Annotated in this window: 20 protein-coding genes; 17 read left to right on the top strand and 3 right to left on the bottom strand. The window is 39.7% G+C overall.

All coding sequences use genetic code 11. The features are described 5' to 3' along the window. The first annotated feature begins 10 nt into the window (after positions 1-10). The 17 genes from AC57BQ_RS01300 (at position 11) to AC57BQ_RS01220 (ending at position 19,285) form a co-directional block, all read left to right on the top strand. Positions 11-1,030 carry a nucleoside hydrolase gene (locus tag AC57BQ_RS01300; RefSeq protein WP_496404554.1) on the top strand — a complete coding sequence of 340 codons (1,020 nt, stop codon included), beginning with the start codon at positions 11-13 and terminating at the stop codon, positions 1,028-1,030. A gap of 126 nt (positions 1,031-1,156) precedes the next feature. After that, positions 1,157-1,738, top strand: a complete 582-nt coding sequence (locus AC57BQ_RS01295; protein ID WP_496404553.1) for an RNA polymerase sigma factor — start codon at positions 1,157-1,159, stop codon at positions 1,736-1,738. A gap of 153 nt (positions 1,739-1,891) precedes the next feature. After that, entirely contained in the window at positions 1,892-2,845 is a 954-nt protein-coding gene (locus AC57BQ_RS01290; RefSeq protein WP_496404552.1) for a FecR family protein, read from the top strand. Positions 2,846-3,108: 263 nt separating this feature from the next. Further along, positions 3,109-6,507, top strand: a complete 3,399-nt coding sequence (locus AC57BQ_RS01285; protein WP_496404551.1) for a SusC/RagA family TonB-linked outer membrane protein — start codon at positions 3,109-3,111, stop codon at positions 6,505-6,507. A gap of 2 nt (positions 6,508-6,509) precedes the next feature. After that, complete coding sequence (locus AC57BQ_RS01280) at positions 6,510-7,880, top strand: RagB/SusD family nutrient uptake outer membrane protein (RefSeq protein ID WP_496404550.1); 1,371 nt, start codon at positions 6,510-6,512, stop codon at positions 7,878-7,880. Between the two features lie 23 nt (positions 7,881-7,903). Then, complete coding sequence (locus tag AC57BQ_RS01275; protein WP_496404549.1) at positions 7,904-8,881, top strand: glycerophosphodiester phosphodiesterase family protein; 978 nt, start codon at positions 7,904-7,906, stop codon at positions 8,879-8,881. Positions 8,882-9,194: 313 nt separating this feature from the next. Beyond that, a complete protein-coding gene (locus AC57BQ_RS01270) occupies positions 9,195-10,268 on the top strand; it encodes a glycerophosphodiester phosphodiesterase family protein (protein WP_496404548.1) in 1,074 nt (357 codons plus the stop codon). Positions 10,269-10,326: 58 nt separating this feature from the next. Beyond that, positions 10,327-10,944 carry a hypothetical protein gene (locus AC57BQ_RS01265; protein ID WP_496404547.1) on the top strand — a complete coding sequence of 206 codons (618 nt, stop codon included), beginning with the start codon at positions 10,327-10,329 and terminating at the stop codon, positions 10,942-10,944. 27 nt (positions 10,945-10,971) lie between these two features. After that, positions 10,972-12,639, top strand: a complete 1,668-nt coding sequence (locus AC57BQ_RS01260) for an RICIN domain-containing protein (protein WP_496404546.1) — start codon at positions 10,972-10,974, stop codon at positions 12,637-12,639. 257 nt (positions 12,640-12,896) lie between these two features. Then, entirely contained in the window at positions 12,897-13,052 is a 156-nt protein-coding gene (locus tag AC57BQ_RS01255; RefSeq protein ID WP_496404545.1) for a hypothetical protein, read from the top strand. A 30-nt stretch (positions 13,053-13,082) separates the two neighbouring features. Beyond that, on the top strand, positions 13,083-13,238 hold the full coding sequence (locus tag AC57BQ_RS01250; protein WP_496404544.1) for a bacteriocin: 156 nt from the start codon (positions 13,083-13,085) through the stop codon (positions 13,236-13,238). Positions 13,239-13,310: 72 nt separating this feature from the next. Continuing rightward, positions 13,311-13,475, top strand: a complete 165-nt coding sequence (locus AC57BQ_RS01245; protein WP_496404543.1) for a hypothetical protein — start codon at positions 13,311-13,313, stop codon at positions 13,473-13,475. A 236-nt stretch (positions 13,476-13,711) separates the two neighbouring features. Continuing rightward, complete coding sequence (locus tag AC57BQ_RS01240) at positions 13,712-14,467, top strand: ABC transporter ATP-binding protein (RefSeq protein WP_496404542.1); 756 nt, start codon at positions 13,712-13,714, stop codon at positions 14,465-14,467. Positions 14,468-14,651: 184 nt separating this feature from the next. Then, complete coding sequence (locus tag AC57BQ_RS01235; protein WP_496404541.1) at positions 14,652-15,857, top strand: hypothetical protein; 1,206 nt, start codon at positions 14,652-14,654, stop codon at positions 15,855-15,857. A 59-nt stretch (positions 15,858-15,916) separates the two neighbouring features. After that, positions 15,917-16,573 (top strand): hypothetical protein, encoded by a 657-nt coding sequence (locus AC57BQ_RS01230; protein ID WP_496404540.1) that lies wholly within the window; start codon positions 15,917-15,919, stop codon positions 16,571-16,573. Next, positions 16,573-17,085: a peroxiredoxin family protein gene (locus tag AC57BQ_RS01225; RefSeq protein WP_496404539.1), complete on the top strand. Its 513-nt coding sequence runs from the start codon at positions 16,573-16,575 to the stop codon at positions 17,083-17,085. The genes AC57BQ_RS01230 and AC57BQ_RS01225 overlap by 1 nt, the downstream gene beginning before the upstream one ends. Before the next feature lie 31 nt (positions 17,086-17,116). Further along, the gene (locus AC57BQ_RS01220; RefSeq protein WP_496404538.1) at positions 17,117-19,285 is read left to right on the top strand and encodes a peptidase domain-containing ABC transporter; all 2,169 of its coding nucleotides are present in this window, start codon (positions 17,117-17,119) and stop codon (positions 19,283-19,285) included. A 658-nt stretch (positions 19,286-19,943) separates the two neighbouring features. Here the strand turns inward: AC57BQ_RS01220 and AC57BQ_RS01215 are convergent. From AC57BQ_RS01215 to AC57BQ_RS01205, 3 genes are all read right to left on the bottom strand, one after another. Continuing rightward, the gene (locus tag AC57BQ_RS01215; RefSeq protein WP_496404537.1) at positions 19,944-21,239 is read right to left on the bottom strand and encodes a DUF4302 domain-containing protein; all 1,296 of its coding nucleotides are present in this window, start codon (positions 21,237-21,239) and stop codon (positions 19,944-19,946) included. Positions 21,240-21,307: 68 nt separating this feature from the next. After that, positions 21,308-22,207: a substrate import-associated zinc metallohydrolase lipoprotein gene (locus tag AC57BQ_RS01210; RefSeq protein ID WP_496404536.1), complete on the bottom strand. Its 900-nt coding sequence runs from the start codon at positions 22,205-22,207 to the stop codon at positions 21,308-21,310. 79 nt (positions 22,208-22,286) lie between these two features. After that, entirely contained in the window at positions 22,287-23,855 is a 1,569-nt protein-coding gene (locus tag AC57BQ_RS01205; protein WP_496404535.1) for a RagB/SusD family nutrient uptake outer membrane protein, read from the bottom strand. Positions 23,856-23,871 lie beyond the last annotated feature (16 nt).

Below are 23,871 nucleotides of genomic sequence, written 5' to 3'. Positions count from 1 at the left end.
TTATACCCTCATGAAAAAATACGTTCTTCTCTTCTTTCAATATTTCGGGTTTTGTTTCTTTAGTTACGGTCAGGTACAGAACCTTCCATTAATTACTTCCAGAGCCCGTGTAATCATTGATAACGATTTTAGCGGCGACCCGGATGGCTTATTTCAGCTGGCACATCTTGCACTATGCCGTTCTGTTGAAATAAGGGGTATTATCGGGTCACACTTAAAACCGAACGATTGGTTTGACAGCTCGGCTATACAAGCTGAACATGCTGCTGCAAAGGCAAAAGCACTGTTAAGTACATTGCATCTGCACAATCGGATACCGGTTTTTACTGGTTCGAACACCGCCATGCTGAACGATAGTACTCCCAGGCAAAGCGAAGCAATTGATTTTATTATCCGGGAAACACTCAGGACGGATACTAAAGAACCCCTTTACATACTATGCGGAGCTGGTCTGACAGAAGTGGCATCAGCGGTTCTAAAAGCACCGGAAATTGCTGGAAAGTTCACCCTTATATGGATTGGCGGGCCGGAATATCCCGATCTAGCACCTGCCCCGCCCCATGCTTCAGGTATTGAGTATAACTTAAATATTGATATAGCGGCAGCAAAAGTCCTATTTAATCACTCGACCGTCAGCATTTGGCAGGTACCAAGAAACACCTACAGACTACCACTTATCGCTTATTCAGAGCTAATCGAAAAGATTAAGCCCTACGGCGAAACCGGTCGCTTACTGGTTACCGCGCTTGAAGATCTGATGCGCAGAGTTCAAAAAAGTGGAGGCAACCTTGGCGAAACTTATATACTTGGCGATAGCCCTCTCGTGTTATTATCAGCCCTGCAATCACCCTACGAACCGGATCCTTCTTCCAGCATTTATGTAACAAGAAAGGCTCCACGTATTAACAATGAGGGCACTTATGAAGACAATCCGGATGGAAGAAAAATACGTGTATATGTTTCTTTGGATACACGTTTACTATTTGAAGATTTCTTTGCGAAAATAAAGATGCTAAACCGGGTTCGTTGAGCGAAAGATTTTATCAGCAGCATCCACGCTGATAAACAGATAGTCCAATACAATATTTTCAGATTTAATAATAACTTAATATTAAGCCTTTAAGATGCAGCTACTTTTGCGTGATTATATCATAATATGAATTTTGTTTACCGCGACGAACAGCATTTGATTGAACAACTACAGCACAATAGCGAAACGGCATTCGATCATATATATGACCTTTATTGGAAGCAACTTTTTCAATATGCCTACAATCGATTACAGTCAGAAGAAATTGCCAAAGACATGGTACAGGATGTTTTTATTTCGTTCTGGAACAAAAAAGATGTATTTAAGTTGACCTCCTCATTATCAGCCTATCTTTTTTCAATGCTCCGGTTTAAGCTAATTGATCATTATCATGCCAGCGCGGTTAAAAAAAAGCATGCATTACATATTAATCAAATTGAGCACCCTTCTGATAATAATGTAAATCAAAGTGTTTATATACGGGAAATTAATGGCTTATTAAATCTGTCATTACAAAAGCTGCCTGGTAAAATGAAGGAAGTTTTTGAGTTAAGTCGTCTTAAAGGATATTCGACCCGCGAAATTTCCGAACAGCTTAACATTTCTGAACAGACGGTTAAAAATCAGCTTTCAACAGCGCTTAAAAGGTTAAGGTTAAATTTTACCGATTACCTGACAATTGCAGTAGTTTATTTTCTTTTAAAGTAGTTATAAATCCACTTCTCCTGTTTTAATCCCGCCTGTAACACTCATTTTCAACACAGTTACCGCACAAAGTTCATCTTCTCAAAATAAATTTCATTATCGTATAGTACCATTCTGCCAGATAGCCGATAATGTATATATAAAGCCCGGCATACAGTGGATAAAGAACAAGCCCAACAACTCATTACAAAATATAAAAAAGGTTTATGTAATGAGCAGGAAATAGAAATACTAAACCAATGGATCGATGAGCAGGGGCTTGATCAACCGGGCTACTATTTTAAAAATGATGAGCAGGAAAATGTGCTAAAGGAAGCTATCCGTTCTCAGATAAAAAGCAGTTTATTTCCTGAAAGAAAGAAAAGAAATCCTATTCATTTACAGGCATGGCTTAAAGTAGCCGCTGTATTACTATTAGCTGGTACTATCGGTATCTGGAGCTGGAACAACTATAGCCATAAACCAACAGAACCATATACGTCTATTTATAATCCGGCTGGTCAGCTTAAAACCGTAATTCTTCCTGATGGTTCAAAAGTGTTCTTAAATGCAGCAACCAGGATCAGCTTTCCCGGTAAGTTCACTGCTGCAAACAGGGAGGTTACTTTAATTGGGGAAGCCTATTTCGAAGTGGTACATAACCCCCAAAAGCCATTTTTAATATATACCGGAAAAGTGCGGACCCAGGTTTTAGGAACCAGCTTTAATGTAAAGGCTTATGCCAATGAACCTAAAATTACCGTGGCAGTAGTAAGCGGTAAAGTGGGTGTTGTGGCTGGTCATTTATCCACGCTGCTTACCCCTAATCAAACGGTTGATTACAACGCTAAAGATGATAAATTATTAAAGAGCACTATAGCTGATGTCTCGGCTTTGAAAGCTTGGACAGAGGGACAGCTGATCTTTAGGGATCAGGCATTCAATGAAATCACCAGAACATTGATCCGCAGGTACAATACCCATATCATTATTCAGAATGATCAGATAGCCGGGTCAATATTAAACGCGCATTTTGATAAAAATGAATCGTTGGAAAACGTGATCAGCGTTTTATGCACTTATGTTGGTGCCAGGTACAAACACGAAGGAACAACTTATCTGATACGATAACCCCCATACTCCTGATTATTAAATTATTTAACCCCTGAAATATGATGATAAAAAAAGGCTAACAAACAAAAACCGAAGATGCTTGCAACATCCCCGGTTTTTACAATTTTCTCCCACACTGATGTCGCTAAACATGATCATTAAGTTCCAAGGGAGCTTAACAGGGAGTTTTATTGCTTTAAGCGTTTACTTAAAACCAAATCAAAATTATGAATAATCTTTTGTGCCTTTCTACAAATGCACCAAAAAAAATATTGCAGATCATGAAATACAGCACACTGATAACTTTAGTAGTTGTTATTCTGAGTACCTTAAGCTACGCCAAACCCGTTAGGGCGCAATCGGTAGCAGATCAAATCATCACCTTAAAACTCAAGCACGTTACATTAGAACATGCGCTTTCACAGATTGAAAATAAAAGCCAGTGTAAATTTGTGTATGGAGAGGGCGTATTGCCCTTAACCGAGCTTGTGTCACTGGAGATCAAAAACCAATCGCTAAGCAATGCCCTATCCCGGCTACTTAAAGCCTATCCGGTTAATATCGAATACTCGGGTGTCTATGTATTGATCAAAACTAAAAAGGCAGCATCTTCAAGAAACACCGGCAACGTTACAGGTACTGTTACAGACGGCGTCACAGGCGAAACACTTGTTGGTGTAACCGTGACGGTCAAGGGAGCCGAACAATCGACTATAACCAACGACAAAGGCCAGTATAACATCAATGTGATCAACGAAGATGCCATTCTTGTTTTTTCCTATATTGGTTATACCACAAAAGAAATAGCCGTTGGTACACAATCGCACATTAATGTGAAGTTGCTTGCCGGTGTTTCGGCACTGAACCAGGTAGTTGTAGTGGGCTATGGCAGCCAGAAAAAGCAAGATGTAACCTCATCCATAGCTTCCGTAAAACCTGATCATATAGACAAAGGAGCCACCAACGACCCTGTTAAGTTTTTGCAGGGGCGGGTTACAGGTGTAAATGTACTTAGCCCTTCGGGTATCCCAGGAGCAAAACCCATTGTGCTGGTACGCGGTACGGGGTCCATAAGCGGGGCAAGTTCGCCATTATATGTTATTGACGGAGTGCCTTTTGAAGCCGCACCCAATCTGAACCCCGATGATGTGGAATCGATAGACGTATTGAAAGATGCCGCTGCATCAGCCATATATGGTTCAAGGGCAAACAGCGGTGTGGTTATTATCACCACCAAATCGGGTAAAGAGGGTAAAACACAGGTCAATGTAACGGCCCATACCGGAGCCGGCAAAATATACAATGATATACCCATGGCAAACTCGGCTCAATACACCGCAGTGATGCAGGATGCGGTTAAAAATTATAATAGCCAAAAAGGTACCAACCTCACCTTGTACGTTCCCCCGGTAATTCAGGAAACCAACTGGGTAAAACTAATTTCCAGGGAATCGGCCATTAATAATTCCGCGGCTATTGATATCTCCGGAGGAAACAAAAACACCAATGTCTTTACATCCTTTGGCTATTTTGGGCAGCAGGGTATTTTGAAGAACAGTAATTATAACCAGTACAATTACCGTTTAAATCTTAACCATACCATTAGCAAATATTTTACTTTACATACCAATTTATCTGGTTCCTATACCGCTCAAAGGTTACTGGAAGAAGGTAACGTAGGCCTTAAAGTATTATATACCGCAAGGGAAGAACAACCCTGGTATGGCCCCTATAATGCGGATGGCAGTTATACGGTAAACGGGGTAAATGGGATCATTCGCCATAATCCTGTGATGCTGATCAATGAAGAGATCTGGAAGACAAACACCACAGAAGGTATTGGCAGGATCAGCTTAGATATTACGCCTATAAAGGGATTAACTTATACCCCATCTATAAGCGCATACGGCTCACTATTCAACAACAATAAAAAGCTTACGGATAAAATGGTGGCCAGGAATGTAACAGCAGGAAATGGCGCTATTTTGCAGGACAGAAATGTTGCGTACCGTTATGTGTTGGATAATGTGCTGAATTATAAGAACAGTGCAGGGAAGCTTGACTATAACATACTTGCCGGTCATTCTTATGAAAAATATACCAATGATCAATTAGGAGTGTATAGCAGCAATTACGCTAACGCCGCATATCCCTCTGCTAACTTAAATTCAGTTAATGCCGGAACCAATATTTACCCGGATGCAGTCGGCTATGATTCTTATGCGCTGGATAGTTATTTCGGGAGATTGACACTTGATTATGACCATCGTTATATCTTGAACGCCAGTTTGCGCACGGATGGTTCCTCCCGGTTTTCATCCAATAAAAGGTACGGTACATTTCCTTCGGTTTCTTTGGGCTGGCAGATCATGAATGAATCTTTTATGAAAGACAGCCCTATTGCCAACACACTTTCACAGCTTAAACTAAGAACAAGCTATGGTGTTACCGGCAGCCTGGCAGGCATTGGCAATTATGCCAATCAGTCGCTAGTTTCCGGTGGTAATTCTTATAATAACCAGGGCGGCCTGGTCATCACGCAAAATGCCCAGAATCTTACCTGGGAAAAAGCCGGTCAGTTTGATGTGGGAATAGATGCGGAACTATGGAACGGGCGTGTGGGATTTACAACAGATTATTTTTATCAAAAAACAACCAATCTATTGTACAATAAACCGGTTTATGCAACAACAGGATTCACCTCGGTAGCGGCTAATATAGGCTCATTAAACAATAAAGGTTTAGAGTTAGGCTTAAATGCTAAAATACTCACTGGCGAGTTTAAATGGGATGCTTCGGCCAATATTACATTTGTTAAAAACAAGCTGCTCTCCCTGTATGATGGCAGTCAGCAATACATCATCCCATCTACCGGAAGCAGTTTATTAGGCGGCGGAACTGGTATTCATGCCCTGATCAATGGTGAACCCATCAGCGCGTTTTATTTATTAAAACAAACGGGGATCTACCAACAGGATAGTGAAGTTCCCGCCAAGTTATACGCCAAAGGTGTAAGGGCCGGAGATATCAAATATGATGATATTAACGGCGATGGTGATATCACAGCAGCGGACCGGCAATATGTTGGAAAAGCAACACCCAATTATTACGGCGGCTTTACCACTAACATGAGTTATAAAGGTTTTGATCTAAGCCTGTTTGCCCAATACTCGGTCGGCGCTAAAGTATATGCATCTTATAAAGGCGGCAGCCCGGAAGGAATAGAGTCTTTAGGTAACGCTTTTTCGACCGCGACATTAAATGACGGCAGTAAAACGGAGCAATTTTACAATGTGGACGCTTATGCCGCAACCCATTACTGGACAGGACCCGGCACCAGCAACTTTATGCCCAGAGCCGTAAGAGGGGGCGTATTTACGGGTTATACCAATGGATATAACCAGGAGCCCTCTACACACTTTTTAGAAAGCGGATCATATCTGCGCTTAAAAACAGTAACCCTGGGATACAATATTCCACCTGCTGTTTTAAAAAGATACCATATCAGCGCACTCAAGATCTTTGCTTCGGTTGATAACCTGTACACTTTTACCAAGTATGATGGTTACGATCCTGAACAATCCTATGTGACCAATCCCGGCGATGCTAACTACGGTGTCGATTTTGGCTTGCAGTCTGCATTGAGAACCATCCTTTTCGGATTTAATTTAAAATTTTAATCATGTATACATATAAGGTGATGAAAAACTTAAAAAGATTGATGATACTATCCTGTTTAAGCATAACCCTATGGGGTTGCTCCAAACAACTGGATCTGTCGCCACAAAATGCCATACCTGTAAGTTCACTGGGTGTAAATGATATACCACAGTTAAGAACAGGACTTTACGCTACCATGGAAGATGTGCTGTTCAATTTCTGGTTCGATTTTGACAAAAGAGGCGAAAACCTGACGGGTGGTCCGGGCTATAATGTGGTTGACCCGGTAAGTATGAATGCTTCTGATGCGGATATCACCAGCTACTGGCGCGGTTGTTATAAAGGGATCAATACAGCCAATATTTTAATACAAAGTGTTGATAATTTAGGTAAAGACGCTACTACAGCGCAACTATCCTATAAAGGCGAGGCCTTATACTTCAGGGCACTTATCTATTATGATCTGGTCATCAGGTATGGTGGTGTACCTATGCTTTTAAAAAGCTCGACTGATGCCGTTCAGCGCTCAACCGAGGCTCAGGTTTGGGCGCAGATCAAAAGTGACCTGATCGCTGCACGCTCACTGGTCGGCACTTTCAGTAATAATTTGTATGTGTCTGACCAGGCGGTTAAAGCCTTAATGGCGAGGGTTTACCTGGCTACGGGCGATAATGCCAATGCCATAACCTACGCTGATTCCCTCATCAATTACAGCGGCGGCAAATTTGCCTTATCGACAGATTCCATGTCTTATTCCAGCATGTTTACCGCGGGATCAACCAGCAAAGAGATCATATTTGCCCTGGCCAACAACAGTACGGCCAATACGCATTCCTTTTTGAGCCAGGTAAATGATACCAAAGCAACCTGGCCCTATTCGCCCAGTGCGTTTACCTATAAAAACTTGTATAGTGATGCGTCTACCCCGCTGATCAAGGCTGGGGATAAAAGAAAGGCTGCGGTATTTTCCTCCGACCCTACCCGGATCATCAAGTTTCCAAACGGCAAGGCGGGACAGCAATTAGCGGTATCGACTAATCCGATCGCAACGCCAATCATTATATCCCGGCTGGCCGAAATGTATTTGATCAAAGCGGAGGCACAAGGTGTATCAGCCGGTTCGGCTACGCTTACCTCCTATCTTACCAACCGGTATAAAGTGTCTCCAACAGCAGCGTCGGTTGCCGCGTTAACAGCTTCACAATACCAGGATCTGATCTTAAATGAATCACGTCGTGAGTTTTTTGGCGAGGGGCATTGGTGGTATGATATTAAAAGAACTGGCCGAACAGATTTGCTGACCACCTTAAACGGGCGTACCTATTTACTATACTACCCTATCCCTCAAACGGAGAAGGATCTGGCTGGATATACACAAAACCCCGGTTATTAAAACTATCTATTAAATCATAGCTGATGCTGACCATAGCATCAGCTATTTATAATTTTACCATGCCTCCTATAAAAAACTTACTCAATCTATTTTTTTGGCTGATGCCGTTTGCCGGATTTTGTCAATCAAAAAACAATATTGCGGCTAACACCAACAATATCCAGCAGCATTATCAATGGGCCATTGATCAGCTCCATAACAAAAATTCAAAATCGGTTTTAGTTACCGCTCATCGCTGCGATTGGCGGAACTCGCCCGAAAATTCTGTTCAGGCTTTAAAAAACTGTATAGCTATGGGCGTTGATATTGCCGAGTTTGACATGGGTAAAACAAAAGATGGACAGCTGATCATTATGCATGACAAAACCATCGACCGCAGTACTAACGGAAAAGGTAAGCCGGAAGATTATACTTTGGCAGAGATCAGAAAATTCAGATTAAAAAGCGGCACCGGCCATCCAACCGTGCACCCCATTCCTACATTTGATGAAATGCTCAAAACCGCAAAGGGAAAGATCATTATAGATATTGACAAAGGTTACGACTATTATGACGAGATCATTGTTAAACTGGATTCGGCCAAAATGTTTGATCAGTCTATTTTTAATATTTATGGCTTGCCTTTGGATAGCGTAAAAACTAAACATAAAACCATCCCGGAAGAGCTTACCTTACAGGTGATCGTGAACCCCAAAGACCCTAATGCCGAAAGCATCATTAACTCCTATAAAAGCCACCGTAAAACCATTATTCAGATCATCTTCAGCAATGATACCGATTCCATTCTCGGCAAGGTGCCTGTTTTAAAGAAAAGCTACTCCATCTGGTTCAACGCTTTATGGCCCGAGCAAAATGGCGGGCATGATGATGATACGGCTGTTGAAGAAAACAGGCCCGATGAAACATGGGGATGGCTGATTAGTCATGGTGCCAATATAATGCAAACCGACAGGCCTAAGGATCTGCTTCATTATCTAAAATCAAGGAAGCTACACCCTTAAAAATCAACTAACCCATTTAAATAATTTTTCCCGGAAGAACCTATGCAGGATTGCAAATGGTAAGGTTTTCTATATGTCATTATCATTTACGCAATCGATTGTATATTATCGGTAGGGTGCCGGGATTAAAAACATCCGCTTCACTTGAAACGAGATTAATCAACAAATTAAATTACAAAACCCCTATTAAAATGAAACCACCTTAAAAACTACCACAGAAAATGAACACTATACAATTCGCAGGCGCCTATTGTGGAAAGAAAAACATCGTTTTAAAAAGCAAAAAAAACTAAAAATAACATTCATCATTATTATGAAAAACATCAAAAAATTAAGTCTATTATTATTGTTGGTCTGTGCTTCCAACCTATTGCAGGCACAGCTTTTAAACACAGATAAAGTAATCAACACATTAAAATCAGGGAGGAAAACTGACCTTGTTGCTGTATGCGCACACAGAGGGTACTGGCGCGAAAATGGCGTACCTGAAAACTCTTTACGAGCCATTCAGCGGGCTTTTGACAATAGGATCGAGACGGTAGAAATTGATATAAAAATGAGTAGCGACGGTGAGCCGGTGCTGATGCATGACTGGAACCTGGGCCGGACCACAGAACTGGGCATGGGCAGAAACGACCTGGTGAACAGCTGGCCAAATGGTGCATTACAAAGCCTTCGTTTAAAAGACAAAAACGGAAATTTAACCAATGAGCACTTACCCACATTCAGGCAGGTACTTTCCTATATCCGTGATCACAGTATCGCGATAGTATTGGTATTGGATATTAAGGATAGAAACGCTGCAGGGGCTTGCTGGAACATCATGAACGAAGGAGAGGGCTGGAAGAATCATTGGGGAAATCCTGCTGCGAAATGGACTGTCTTTAAGCTTAACGCAACGGTTTATAATGGCCCGGCTGATCTGGAAAAAGGCCTGAGATTAAGCGGAAGCAGATACAACGATTTTAGATTTGTGCCTGTTTATACCACCAACATGGTGGATAAGATTGATTGTATGGCACAATATAAGTCATATAGGAACAAACCCTATTTTATCGGCGTTGAAATTGATATCAAACAACAAAACGGCATTCATCAGGATATGATGGACCAGGCATGGAATGATGGTAAAACCGTTTGTTGCTTCAATGCCATACCTGATGCGGGCGGTAATAATTTTTACTATGCTAATGGTACTTGCTGTTATACGTTACAGAGCCTGTTTTTCAAGTCCAAATCAGGTAAAGCGGATACTCAGGATAACAGGGGGAGCTGGCAATGGCTAACATCGATGGGGGTACACTGGATCACCACTGACGAACCTGTAAACCTGATCAATGACTGGCTTAACCATGGTTTCAGAAATGCCAGCAAATACTATTATTGATCCTGTGAGATTGATTTAGCTTTATTCATCAAATTATTAATTTAAAAAGACCTTAAAAATGAAAACAAATAAATTTCTGCCCGCCCTGTGCGTGCTTATCGCATTAGCTTCTTTCTTAGGCTGTAAAAAACAGATTACGGAAAACCCAGCTACTGCCAATGTAAAAACATCGGCCTTAGCGCTTAATTCCGTAACCAAAGCTACTTTTACCACCCCTGATTCTGTGGCTGGTGTAACCGGCGGTAACTGGGGTAAGGTAAATTATGATCTGGTCAGCAATAAAACAAGTGGAGACTCGGTGCTCCTTAGTTTTGATGGCACTTTGTGTAAGGAAATTCATGCCGGTAATGATTATACTTTAGGTTACGTTGATATAACCAGCAATTCATTAAGTACCATTACCTTGAAAGATGTTCTTGCATCTCCGTTACAACTTGTTGATACTACAGCAAAAAGTAAGGAAAACAATACAAAAAACTGGTATACCTATACTGATGGCAAGCAATACGGACTTATTCCTGTAAAAGATCGCTATGTAGTATTGTTTAAAGGAACAAGCATCCTTAAAGCAACTGTATTATATGTACTGCAATTGAATACCGTTGATTATATACCTGGCCACACCAGCGGGTATTATTTTGGTGGTGTATCTTTTAATTATAAACGAGTGATATAATATATTTAAAATTAAATTTTTAAAGAAATGAAGTCAAAAGTTCTCGTTTTTCTCAGTTGTTTATTATTGATCTTTGCCATGGGATGTAAAAAGGCTTCTTCGCCTATAACAGCGAATGATCCCCCTGCATCTGCTTCCAAATTATCCGTAAACGCAACTTCAGGATTTATCCATCCGGGCATGCTGCACAGCCAGGCAGATTTTATCAGGATGCAAACCATGGTTAACGCACATGCGGAGCCCTGGCTTTCCGGATGGAATAAACTGACAGCCAACTCGCACTCAGCATCAACCTATTCCATGCAGGGGCCCGTAGATACCGTTTACAGAGGTTCTGGTTGGCCGCAAAACTATTCAAAGTTATACAACGACATCGCTGCCGCCTACCAAAATGCTTTACGTTGGAAAATTAATGGTGATGTAGCCTGCGGAAATAAGGCAGTTGCTATAATGAACGCCTGGTCGTCCAGGCTGAAATCTATCAACGGCTCTGCGGACAGATGGCTAGCTGCCGGTATATATGGTTATGAGTTTGCCAATGCAGCCGAGATCATGCGCGACTATAGTGGCTGGTCGGCTACAGACTTTACCAACTTTAAAAATATGATGCTCAATGTATTTTATCCTATGAACCATGATTTTTTGGTAAATCATAACGGTGCCTGTATCACCAATTATTGGGCAAACTGGGATCTGTGCAGTATGGCATCAATTCTGTCGATAGGTATATTATGTGATGATACCAATAAATTTAATGAAGCGATAACCTATTTCAAAACCGGTGCCGGCAATGGGGCAATTGATCATGCAGTGCCATTTTTATACAACTCAGGCCTGTTAGGCCAGGGGCAGGAGTCGGGCCGGGATCAGGGACATCAATGTTTGGATATTTCCCTGCTGGGCGCTTTCTGCCAAATGGCTTATAACCAGGGACAGGACCTATTTGCTTATGAAAATAATAAAGCATTGGCAGTTTGCGAATACACAGCCAGCTATAATCTTGGCAACACGGTGCCTTTCACCACTTACAATTGGGGTAATGGGCAACATTGCTCTGCACAAACACAAACGGTGATTGCGGAAGGTGGAAGAGAGGACATTCGCCCAAGCTGGGAGCTCATCTATAATTATCAGCAGTCACACGGCATTACCGGAACAACCTACAGCGGCCAGTATGCCGCTAATGTAAGGCCGGAAGGTGGTGGTGGCGATTACGGCCCAAACAGTGGTGGATACGATCAGTTAGGATTTGGTACCTTAACCCATTCTGTAGGGGTACAGCCAATAGCCAATGGCACATATAAATTAATCAATCGCGCCAGTGGAAAATACCTGGATAATTTAGGTTCAACAACGAACGGGACAAATGTGGCGCAATGGGCTTCGAGCGGCAGCAATAATCAGAAGTGGGTAATAACTTATAGTGGTGGTTACTACAAACTGGCTTGTGTAACCGGCAGCAAGTGCTTGGATAGCTATGACCATACAGCAGATGGCTCAGCCGTTGCACAGTGGGCAAGCGGTAGTAGTACCAATCAGCAATGGACAATCATTCCTGTAGGTTCTTATTTCAAAATCGTTAATCGCACCAATGGCAAATGCCTGGATTCTGGAGGTGGGACTACTGACAGATCAGCTATGCAGTTCTGGCCAAGCAACAGTAGTAATAACCAACAATGGACTATTACGCCATGATATGCCTGTTGCTTTAAGGGGGAACAAAAGACTTATATTTAATTAAACAAAAACGGCATTGGCGTGAAGCTAATGTCGTTTTTGTTTGAACCATACCTCTTATTAGGCCAAATCTTCATTAAATCTTCACTAAATATCAAAATCTATTAAATAGATTAGCAAATGTTATTATATAATATTATTTAATAACAGCAATTTTCATGCATGAATATACAATTGCAATCAATTTTAAAAACCAAAATCTAATTAAAACAAAAATGAAAAAAGTTAACGTTGAAGAAATGGAAAAGATCGAAGGCGGCATTAGTTGGGCAGCTTTTGGATGTGGTTTAGGCGTAGTAGCTGTTTTAGCCGGCCAGGAATATTTATTACCGACAACTGCCGGCCTCTGCGGAGCCGCGCTGAATGAATAAGCTATTATAGACTTTTAAATCACAAAAAAAATGAAGACAATTAATATTGAAGAAATGGAAAAGATCGAAGGCGGCTTTAGTTGGGCGGCTTTTGGATGTGGTTTAGGCGTAGCAGCTATTTTAGCCGGCCAGGAATATTTAATACCGACAACTGCCGGCCTTTGCGGAGCGGCGCTGGATGAATAAGCTATTGTAGACGTTCAGTTGCCTTAAGCGAGTAATAAACAAACGTTTTAAAAACACAATTAAACAAACAACATGAAAAATTTATCAGTTGATCAAATGGAAGTTATTGAAGGGGGTTTTCCTTGGGGTAGCTTTGCTGCAGGTGTAGCCTGCGGTGTAGGGTTGCTTACTGCCGAAACAGGTATTGGTGTGGCTATTGCCTATGCCAGCTGCGGAACCGCATTTATATCTGACTAATATTATTATTATAGTTTGGCGGCATAAATGCCGCCAAACTATTTACAATTAAAATATGACAAACAAATTCACATATATATATCTTAAGTTTATTTTAGCTATAACTTTTTGCATATTATCATATAACTCCTATACTAAGCATTATACCATATCAATAAAAGTTATTTTATTAATTATAGTGGCTTTGGCTTGGGCAATTTTAGGCGTTTATAATTTCAAAAAGTGGAAATCGACCAATGGAGTTAACTATTAAGAAACTTTGCAAAAGTTATGCAGATAACCACGCGCTTAATAATGTAGATCTGATTTGCGAGGGTGGATGGACGTATTGTTTATTGGGCAGAAACGGCGCGGGCAAAAGTACTTTAATAAACATTCTTTCTAATCTGATAGTGCCAACTACAGGTGAAGTGTTTTTTGATCAGCTTAATTATCATAAGGATGAAATTCAAATTAAAAGACAAACCGGGTTATTAAGTCAATATGATCAACTCATAGGCGATTTGAACGCCCAGGACTATTTACATTGGGTTGGATTGTTATATGGCTTAAATAAGAACGATATCCAGGTTCAAATATCAAACTTGTTGAGCTTCTTTTTTGATAACGGCGAAAATTTAAATGCTTCTTGTGCTGGTTACTCCAGCGGGATGAAAAAAAAGTTAGCCTTTTGCGCATCCGTGATCCATAAGCCCAAATTGCTGCTTTTGGATGAACCCTTTGCTAACCTCGATCCCGTTGCTGCAAATAAATTATGCGATTTTTTGAATGCATACCGGAATAAGAACAGGCTGATATTTGTTTCTTCGCACGACTTATTATACGTCGATAAAATAGCAACACATATTGGCATCATCAATGATTCATCATTGGTTTATAGCGATTCTATGTACCATTTTAAAGAAGGCGGCACCAAAACATTAGATGAGGAGCTGCTCAAATATCTCCAGCCTAAGAATGATTATTCTTCTTTACTTGAATCAATAACATAAAGTGGAACTATTAATTTTTTTATTAAAAAAGCGGTTTAAAAGCTTCTACAGTATTAACAACTGGAAGAGGATGCTCAGTGTGTTCGTATTTTCGGCGATTTTAATAATATATGCTATAGGTGCAGGCTATTTGTACGATATGTATATAGGACGTCATTTGGTTGCTTCGGCCTTAACAATCATCATGAGCATTAAAATTATGCTTATTGTGTTGCCGGTAACATTGAAATTTTTTCCCTCCATTTCATTGAAGCAAACCATTATAAGTCCGCATTTTCCGCTTACTACACTTAAAATTGCGTTGATTGATTTTTTTTCAATATGTTTTGTTAAAATCACCAATTGGATATTATTTGCTTTTGTTCTTGTTTTTAGCCTAACCAGTAATAATATACATGCACAAGAGGCTATATCACTTTTTTATTACTGGATCATCGGATTTTTACTGGCCGAAAACATTATAAATGCCGTTACCTGGCGTAAGTATTTTTATTTGATATTTACGGTATCGCTTTTTGCCCTTTTGATTCTTTTTATTAAGTATCAGCCCCAATTTCATATAGCGTTAAACTATCTTTTTATAGCCTTAACTGCTTGCACTGCGCTATTATTTGCCTCTTTCTTTTTGTTTTACAAAGGAAAATCTGAAGTTCAGCATGTGAGTGGTTATAAAGCCGCCAAAGGCCAGGAAATTGTTTTAAGCAAGTTTTTAACTTTTAAAATATTATGGAATAATCAAAGATTCCGGTCGGCATTGCTAATCGCCATTGGCTGTAAAGTTAGTTTCCTTGTCTTATTTTTGTCAAGTACAGAAAGATACTCATTCAGTGAAATACTGCATAAAGTTCCATTTATATTGCTTCTTGAACCACCTGTCATCATTTTCACTTACATTTTTAATAATGTATGGGGATATTTTATAGATGTTGAACTCAATAACATAATAGCTAATCCCTCATTAAAAACGCAACTTAAAACCTATTTTTCGTTTTTTTTACCTGTTTTACTTATCGATGCTGTTGTTGTGCTGATTGTTTTTGGCTATTTTAATGTATTGACCTTTAAGTTGCTTTTAATTTATATTGTCATTAGCATCTATTGCCTGTCGTTAGGTTTCTTAAGCTCATTCAGAAAATACTTTCTTGTTGATCTGTCACTTAATTTTTCGAGGTTCAGGGGTAAAACATCTCAATTCTATTCATTCTTAATGATAGCGCCGGCGTTTATAGTAGGCTTTTTATATGATTTAAATATTTACCTGTATATCTTTTTGCTGGGAATGCTAATAGCCTCTGTTTTTATATCCCTTTATATACGATCTACTTTTGGCACCCATTTTAAAAAGCTCAAAGCCACCATCTTTAATTTAAAGCCGGTTAGCAGCTCTTAGCTATAGGTAAATTTCTCCCAATTAACCATTATAAACTCATTAAATTTTAACAGGTTGTCATGATTGATACACTTAAAAATTACAGCACCATTAAAATGTTTGGCATTTACTGTTTATATGCCATGGCGCTCACTTATTTACAGCATCTCTTTTTGATGAATGATCAGCTTTATTATCACGCGTTAGCTGATCAGTTAAGTTATAGTTCGATCGAAAAGATGCTTAGTTTCCAAAGAAAATGGCAATGGACAGCGTACTGCGCGGTGCCGCTTCTATATTTTATAAAATTCCTGTTGGTAAGCTGTTGTTTACTTTCGGGTGCCATATTTTTTAATGTAAAACTAAAGTTTTCGGAAGCCTTTAAAATTTCCCTGCTATCCGATGTGGTATTTATGATCCCTATTTTTTTAAAGCTGATTTGGTTTACCTTCTTTCATAAAGACTATACACTTGAGGATATACAGCGGTTTTCTCCACTATCGGCGATTAATTTTTTTGATACCAAATCAATTAGCGCGCTTTGGTATTATCCACTGGAATCCATTAACCTGTTTGAGGTTGTATACATATTTGTGCTCGGTTTCTGGATCTATAAATTTGGAGGGAAAAATTATGACAAGGGCCTGAAACTGGCCGTAAGTACCTACCTGCCAGGTTTACTTATCTGGATAGTGTTGGTTATGTTTTTAACTATCAACATCAACCCTAAAATATAATGAAAAAAACTATTGTATTGCTTGTGGCAGTTATACTTTGTGGTGGATTAGGCTATATGGTATCTCATATCATACATGCCAAAAAACAGGCAAGTATAGATAATGAAAAAAAGCAGCAATTGCCTGACTTTTCATTTTTTGATCTGAATGGAATAAAAAAAGGAAATAGCTTTATCAAGTCAGGGGCTCCTGTGGTTATTATATATTTTAATAGCGACTGTGAGCATTGTCAGCAGGAAGCCACCCAGCTTAATGCCAATATTGCTTTATTTAAAGACACACAGATTGTAATGGTATCTTTTAATAAAGCAGATGAAATTAAGAAATTTTCAAAAACCTACGGGCTGAATAAATATGATCAGATAACCTTCATGATGGATAAAGAATATAAGTTTACCCATTGGTTTGGAAGCTGTTCTATCCCGGCGGTATTTGTATATAACGCAAACCATCATCTTGTTAAGGAATTTTATGGCGAGGTGAAGATAGAAGCCATAAAAAAACTGATTTAACCCTAACCTAAACCTTATAAAACCAGCTACCATGAAACCTGTTTCCGTTTTAAAAAAAGGGTTTGCCCTTCAGCACGATCATACCGATTGCGGCGTAGCTTGCCTGCTTTCTGTCACCAGGTATTTTGGCGGAGATGAGTCACTTGAAAAATTGCGCGAGTTTAGCGGCACTAATTTAACTGGTACAACCCTGCTGGGTTTATATCAATGTGCGCATAAGTTAGGATTTAAAGCCGAGGCATTTGAGGCAGATATAGAAAATATAAAGGCGCTGAAGGATCCCTGTATATTGCATGTTATTATAGAAAACATGCAACACTATATCGTGTTTTATGGGGTTGATAGTAAAAAGGAGCAATTTGTAATAGGCGACCCGGCCAAAGGTATTGTGCTGATGAGCGAAGAAAAGCTCCTGGAGATATGGAAAAGTAAAACACTGCTGCAGCTTGAACCCAACGAACATTTTATTTCAGAAAAAGAGCAAAAGAAGATCAAATGGCAATGGTTTTGGAAGTTGCTTAAAGAGGATGTAAATATTTTGACGGTTACGATGGTCCTTGGCGTACTAATCACGGTATTAGGATTGGCAATGGCTATTTTTTCGCAAAAACTGATTGACAATATTCTCCCCTCTGCAAATCGTAATAAACTAATAATTGGTCTTGTATTATTGTTTTTTGTGCTATTGATCAGGGCGGGGCTTACATATATCAGGCAGTATTTTTTGCTCTTGCAAAGTAAAGATTTCAATAACCGGATAGTAGGCAATTTCTTTAGCGCCCTGGTGCGGCTTCCCAAGTCTTTTTTTGACAGAAGAAAAACCGGGGATATGATAGCCCGTATGAATGATACCGCACGTATTCAACGGAATATTGCCTATATAACAGGCTCGGTTTTTATTGACATCATCATATTTATGGTCACCTGTTTTTTCCTGATTAATTATTCGCTTACTATCTCGCTGATTGTTTTTGGCTTTATACCCATCCTGGTATTTACCGTATTAAGTTATACCAAACCCATTAAAACAAAACAACGGGAAGTTATGGCTTCTAACGCTTTAAATGAAAGTAATTATATAGACACTATACAGGGTATTTCAAGTATAAAAAGTCAGAATAAGGAAAATTTTTTCACCGGGAAAATCAATGCTATTTACGGATCATTACAAGACGAAACACTTGAATTAGGTAAAATTGGGAACAATTTCAGCATAACCACCGATTTTTTAGGTCTATCGTTAAATGTTGTCCTCATTAGTGTGTCTTCTTTTTTAGTGCTAAACAAACAACTTAAAACCGGTGAAATGATAGCGATATTATCGTTGGTTAATAGTTTGCTACCTGCGGTGGCCCGCTTATCGCAGATAAACATACAATTTCAGGAGGCTAATATTGCTTTTGACAGGATGTACGATTTCACTTCGGTTGAACCTGAGTATACACCTAAGCAGGAATTAACCACTCCTCTTAATTTTAATAAACTGGTACTGGAGCATGTCGCGTTCAGATTTCCAGGCAGGCGGGTAATTCTTAAAGATATTTCACTGGAATTAAATAAAGGGGAAATGATTGCACTGCTGGGCGAAAGCGGTTCGGGTAAAAGCACGCTCATGGCTATATTACAAAAATTCTTTATACCTGACGCCGGAGTTATTAATGTAAATGGTGAGCCACTACCTGATATCGATACCGAAAGATGGCGGAACGTAATCGCTACTGTTCAGCAGGATATTAAACTGTTTAACGGCACCTTAATAGACAATATAGGGTTAGGACATGCCCCGGAAGAAATAAAAGCAATTATCGACTTTTGTAGTGAAATGGGGTTTGGCCGTTTTTTTGAAAGTTTCCCGCAAGGATATTTCACCTTAATAGGCGAAGAGGGTATCAATATTTCCGGGGGCCAAAAACAATTAGTGGCGTTAGCCAGAGCCCTGTATCGTAAACCTCAAATTTTATTATTGGATGAAGCTACGTCGGCAATGGATAGAAACACCGAAAAGGTAATTTTAGAGATACTACAAAAACTAAAACAAACCATAGGAGTATTTTTAATTACTCACCGGATTCAGACAGCAAAAAATGCAGATCGGATATACATCATTGAAGACGGCGTAATAAAAGACAGTGGAACCCCTTTTATGCTTTCAACGGGGCAAAATTTTTACAGTCAATTAATAGCAGATGTTTTTGTCTAGAAAAAAGTGTTTCCTTAATAAAAGCGGTCCCGCTAATTAGCGAGACCGCTTTGTATTTTTTCATCCTGAATCCCAATGCATCACTTTGTTAAGTCGGCAGTCGTTCAGATTGAGTTCAGCCAACAGATGTTGGGAAGAGTGTAACCGACGATTAAACTCCCTGTTTAGCGTAATAGCCTATGATCATATTTAAAAACAGGGCTGTCATCCTGACTCTATTGAAAGGTTAGCGCGCAGAGACCTTTCTGCCATGCTTAAGCGAAGTTCTGCATGATAACTTTTCGACAAATTCTATTGACTGATTATTATACTGAACAGGCAGGTCATTTCGTTACAAATTGGGTTTACATGGTTTACACAATTTATGGCTTACATACAACTATACAATTGATAATCAATTAATTATATTAATTTTTCGATAATTTATGTAAACCATCTTAACGCAGGTTATTCTATGTCACTAAGGTAATGTGAATTTGATGTGAAGAAGGAATGTAAATTATTAGCAAAGGATTGGGGCATCTCCCTAAACGCAAACAAGTCACGCTAATTAGCGTGACTTGTTTGCGTGTTTTATAATAAACCTCTAAACCATACATATCACTAAGGATACCCCATTTACAGGATAGAGCCTTAGTGATTATACGGCTTGTCGGTACTAATAAAAGCTCATCCAGGCGCGGGCATCAGTAGCATTAACTATATCATAAGTTTTGGGGCTGGTTTGGATAACATAATAACCATTTGGATCAAAAAACTTATCAGAAGTTGCTTTTACAATGGGTGCTATAGCAGCTGGTGGTGTTCCGAATGACCCAAAATTCTTAAATACTATTTTCCCATTGGCAGGGAATGATGCAACAGGGGCTGGTCCATAACTGAAAAAACTATTACCGGTAGAAATATAACCAAGCCTGCTGTATGCAGCATTGTACGCGGGCCAAAACAACATATAACCAAAATTTGGTATAGTAGTTACTTTATAACCATCCGAAACATTATCCACAGTAAAGCCTGTGTTTGAAGACCAATATGATCCATTTGATGGCTTATTGAAAAATGTAGTAGCTGCGGTTAAATCATATTTTAAAGGCTCAACGGCTTCTATTATTTGTATTGCAGTCCCATTTATAGTAGCATTAATTGTGTGGGCACCGGTATCACCAGCTATTGCCTTTATGGTTGTTATTGTGGTTGCGCCTATTGTAACCGGATTAATAAGCACCATGACATTAGTTGAACCATCGATATAAAAACTGCTGGAAACCGTTTTAAAACTCTTGCCCGCATCTAAATAGGAAAAGGTTAATACTTTATTTCCTTGATCAATTTTCACTTCGCAAGCTGTTGTGCCTATGGTTACTCTTTTAAAGTACGTTCGTAGAGCGCTCAATGTAGTAAACACCGCTGTGGTACCTGTTGTAAAAGAGGTGTATTCGGCCGCGGTAGCGGCTTTTACTAAGGTGAGTTTACTTCCATTTTTATTGCCTATCAGTGTTACCGTATCGCCGCTCATTTTATCAAACGAAAACTCAAAATCGGAGCTGTAACCTGCACCCGAATTGCCGCCCAATACGTTCGGATCGGGATCTGACAGTAAATGGATATAGGAGTAGGTATCAAACACTAATGATGGTGCTTGTAATTGTTTTATACTATAGGCGCTTTCCACCGCGGTAGTTGATGTTCCAGCATCTATATCAGAAAGCATAGATACTTTGTTGTCGGCTCCAAATTTTATAGAAAACAGGTAAACCCCTCCACCGTTTGGATATAAAATAGCTCTCCAGCCATTGGTGGCGCCTGTTAATTGCGCCTGGTATTTACTGAGCGCTTCTGTGCTTCGCTCTGTAGGAGTTTTACCAAAATAGTCGGGGTCATTTTTTTTACATGCCGATAAACCCGTTATCAGCAGCAGTATTAATAAATATGCCGGGTAAATATATTTTTTCATTGTATGTCTTAATTAGTTTATTTTACATTACACTCAACGCTTTACGCGTCATTAAAACCGGTTATAATCTAATTGCTAATGGTTGCAATAGAGGCATGTACCCGTGTTTGTAAACTGTAAAAATCAATGTTAAAATTCTTCTTAAAATAATCTACCACAATGGCTTCTTTTTGCCTCATTTTAGCAATGCCGGCAGCATAAGCCGGATCAGGAATACGCCGTTGCCCGGTTTTGTCGGTAGGATCAGGGATGGTTTTGTTCAAATAAGCCTCATATCCATCCTTACCCCAGGTAAGCATTAATGAAACCATTTCGGCAATATCCTCTGTATATTTATCCCTTGCATATGCCGAAATAAAGCCCAATTGTAATGGGATCTCTGTGGCGGTAGCCCAGTTTCCGCTGTAATCGCCGGCAGATACCTTTGCATACTCTACTGGAATAACCTTTTTCTGATTAAGGATATGGGTAAATTCATGATTAATAACATGCACCAATTCTGTTACTGCGCCCTCATCTGTTAAATCTGTACCATTAACATTGGTCAATAAAATAGTGAGCCCTCCTGAAGCCTCCCCCAGTACCTCGGTACCATCAGTATTTATTTCAGCACTTCCAGACAGAATTATTTGTTTGGGCGTATACTCTTTCATGAATACATCGCTACCGGTTTCGGCGTTGTACGGATCAAGCCATGCTTGTTTAACTCCCTGCATAAAAGGCATAATATTGGTTTCCTGGGGTGGTACCAAAATATACTGCTGGTCAAATAATGATTGATCCCATTTGTATTTAACATCAATGTTATAAGGTTTTACAAACTGATTATTTAAATAAGCATCAATAGCTGTTTTACCGGCGGTTTCGTTACCTAAATAATTGTTTTGTAATACCAGTTTATTATCCTTCTTACACGAAAAAATAAATATCGTGAGCAAAAAAAGGACTAAGTATTTTATATTTTTCATCTTAATACTATTTTTTATTAGAATTAAATATTGTTTAATGTTCTAAGCGTCGTCATTAGATTACTCCTATTACCTAACATCAACGCGGGTTAGGTGCAAGACCGGCCTGACTCTGCGAGGTTTGCGGAATTTGCATTACCTTGCGCGGGTCATCCGCTTTAAGATCGTAGTGTTCTACTACATTACCCGCATTATCAAGTATGGTATGCGTTACCGGCAGGTGGTATCTCAAAATATCAAACCATCGCATTCCTTCATCTACATATTCATATCTTTTTAAATCAAGAATGGTGTTGATCAGGGCATCTTTGGTAGAGCCTGTTTGATAATATGCCAGGGCTTTTGCTATGGTAAGATTATGAGTACCAGGATTATAATTGTTAATAATTGTACTTAAATAAGTATTCAGACTGCTAACGGCAGCGTCATAATTACCTTGCATAACCAATGCCTCGGCCCTGTTAAATAAAACCTCGCCGCTGCTCAATAAAGGAATATATATATAGGGGTTACCTATTTGGGTACTTCCTTGTACATAGATAAAGTTTTCCAAAAATTTATTAAGCCCTTTCATTTGTCCGGATGCACCGTAACTTCTGATATCTACAGCCAGAGAGCCCCCTACAATTCCAGGTATTTTAACAATTGCAATTCTGATATTGGCGTTAAGGCCATAACGGAAATTTTGCCAATCCCTGGCCCAGGTAGAGCCTGTAGTAGCCAGCAGCAGGTTTGCCTTTTGGGTTGATTTTGTGTATACAGACCGAAAATCCAGGTCGGTAATCGGTTTGTAATCTGTATTCCAGGGCCTTAAATAATTAATGGTGGTACTACCTGGAAAAGCCAGATCTGCCTGCTGAACCACTTTATCATATTGTTGTTTAAACAAATAAAACCTGGCCGCAAAGGCATGCGCTGCCGTTGTTGTAAACCTGAAAGCCGGTACCTGGTAAGCATTATCATCCAATAGTGGTATACCTGCCAGTATATCCTTCTCAATCATGTCGTAAACATAGGCCACTGTTTTACGATCATATTTTTTAAGCAATTGGGTTTCGGGCTCTGTTACATAAGGTATTCCCGGATCAGTTGCCGCGGTAGCAGGGTCATAAGTTTTAGCATAAAGCGTTACCAGCATAAAATGCGCATAAGCCCGGGCCAGCAAAGCCTCGCCCTTATAGGGTTGATATGGCAGCGGGTTTGCCGCTTTATTACAGGCTTCAAGCGCCTGGTTAGCAGCGGCTATCGCGTTATAACATCCCAACCAGTAATTGTCTGATGATCCCGAAATATTTGAAGGATAATCAATGTACTTGTAGGCATTTTCGTTTATTAGCGGATCAAGTGAGCCCTGGGTAGCATAGCCCCTGTCGCCGCTGTTATCAGATAGTGATTCGCAAAAACTGATGTAATCAGCTGCCGGATATGCCGAAGTCAATAATTGCGATACCTTGGTTGGGTTATCCAGTGTGGTGCGGTTATCTGGTTGTTTATCCAGGTATTTATTACATGATGCTAATGTTATGGTGCTTACCAATGCAACAATGAGCATAGGCAAACTTCCCATCGATGTTTTACCACTTGCTTTTGATAGCGCAGCGGCGACGGTTCTATGAACTGGTATATATTGTTTTAAAACTAATTTCATAATGTTTGATGTGTCT

It is taken from the genome of Mucilaginibacter sp. BGA-UO-ETr-C110, from assembly GCF_059567985.1.
This window is presented reverse-complemented; position numbering and strand designations above follow the sequence as displayed.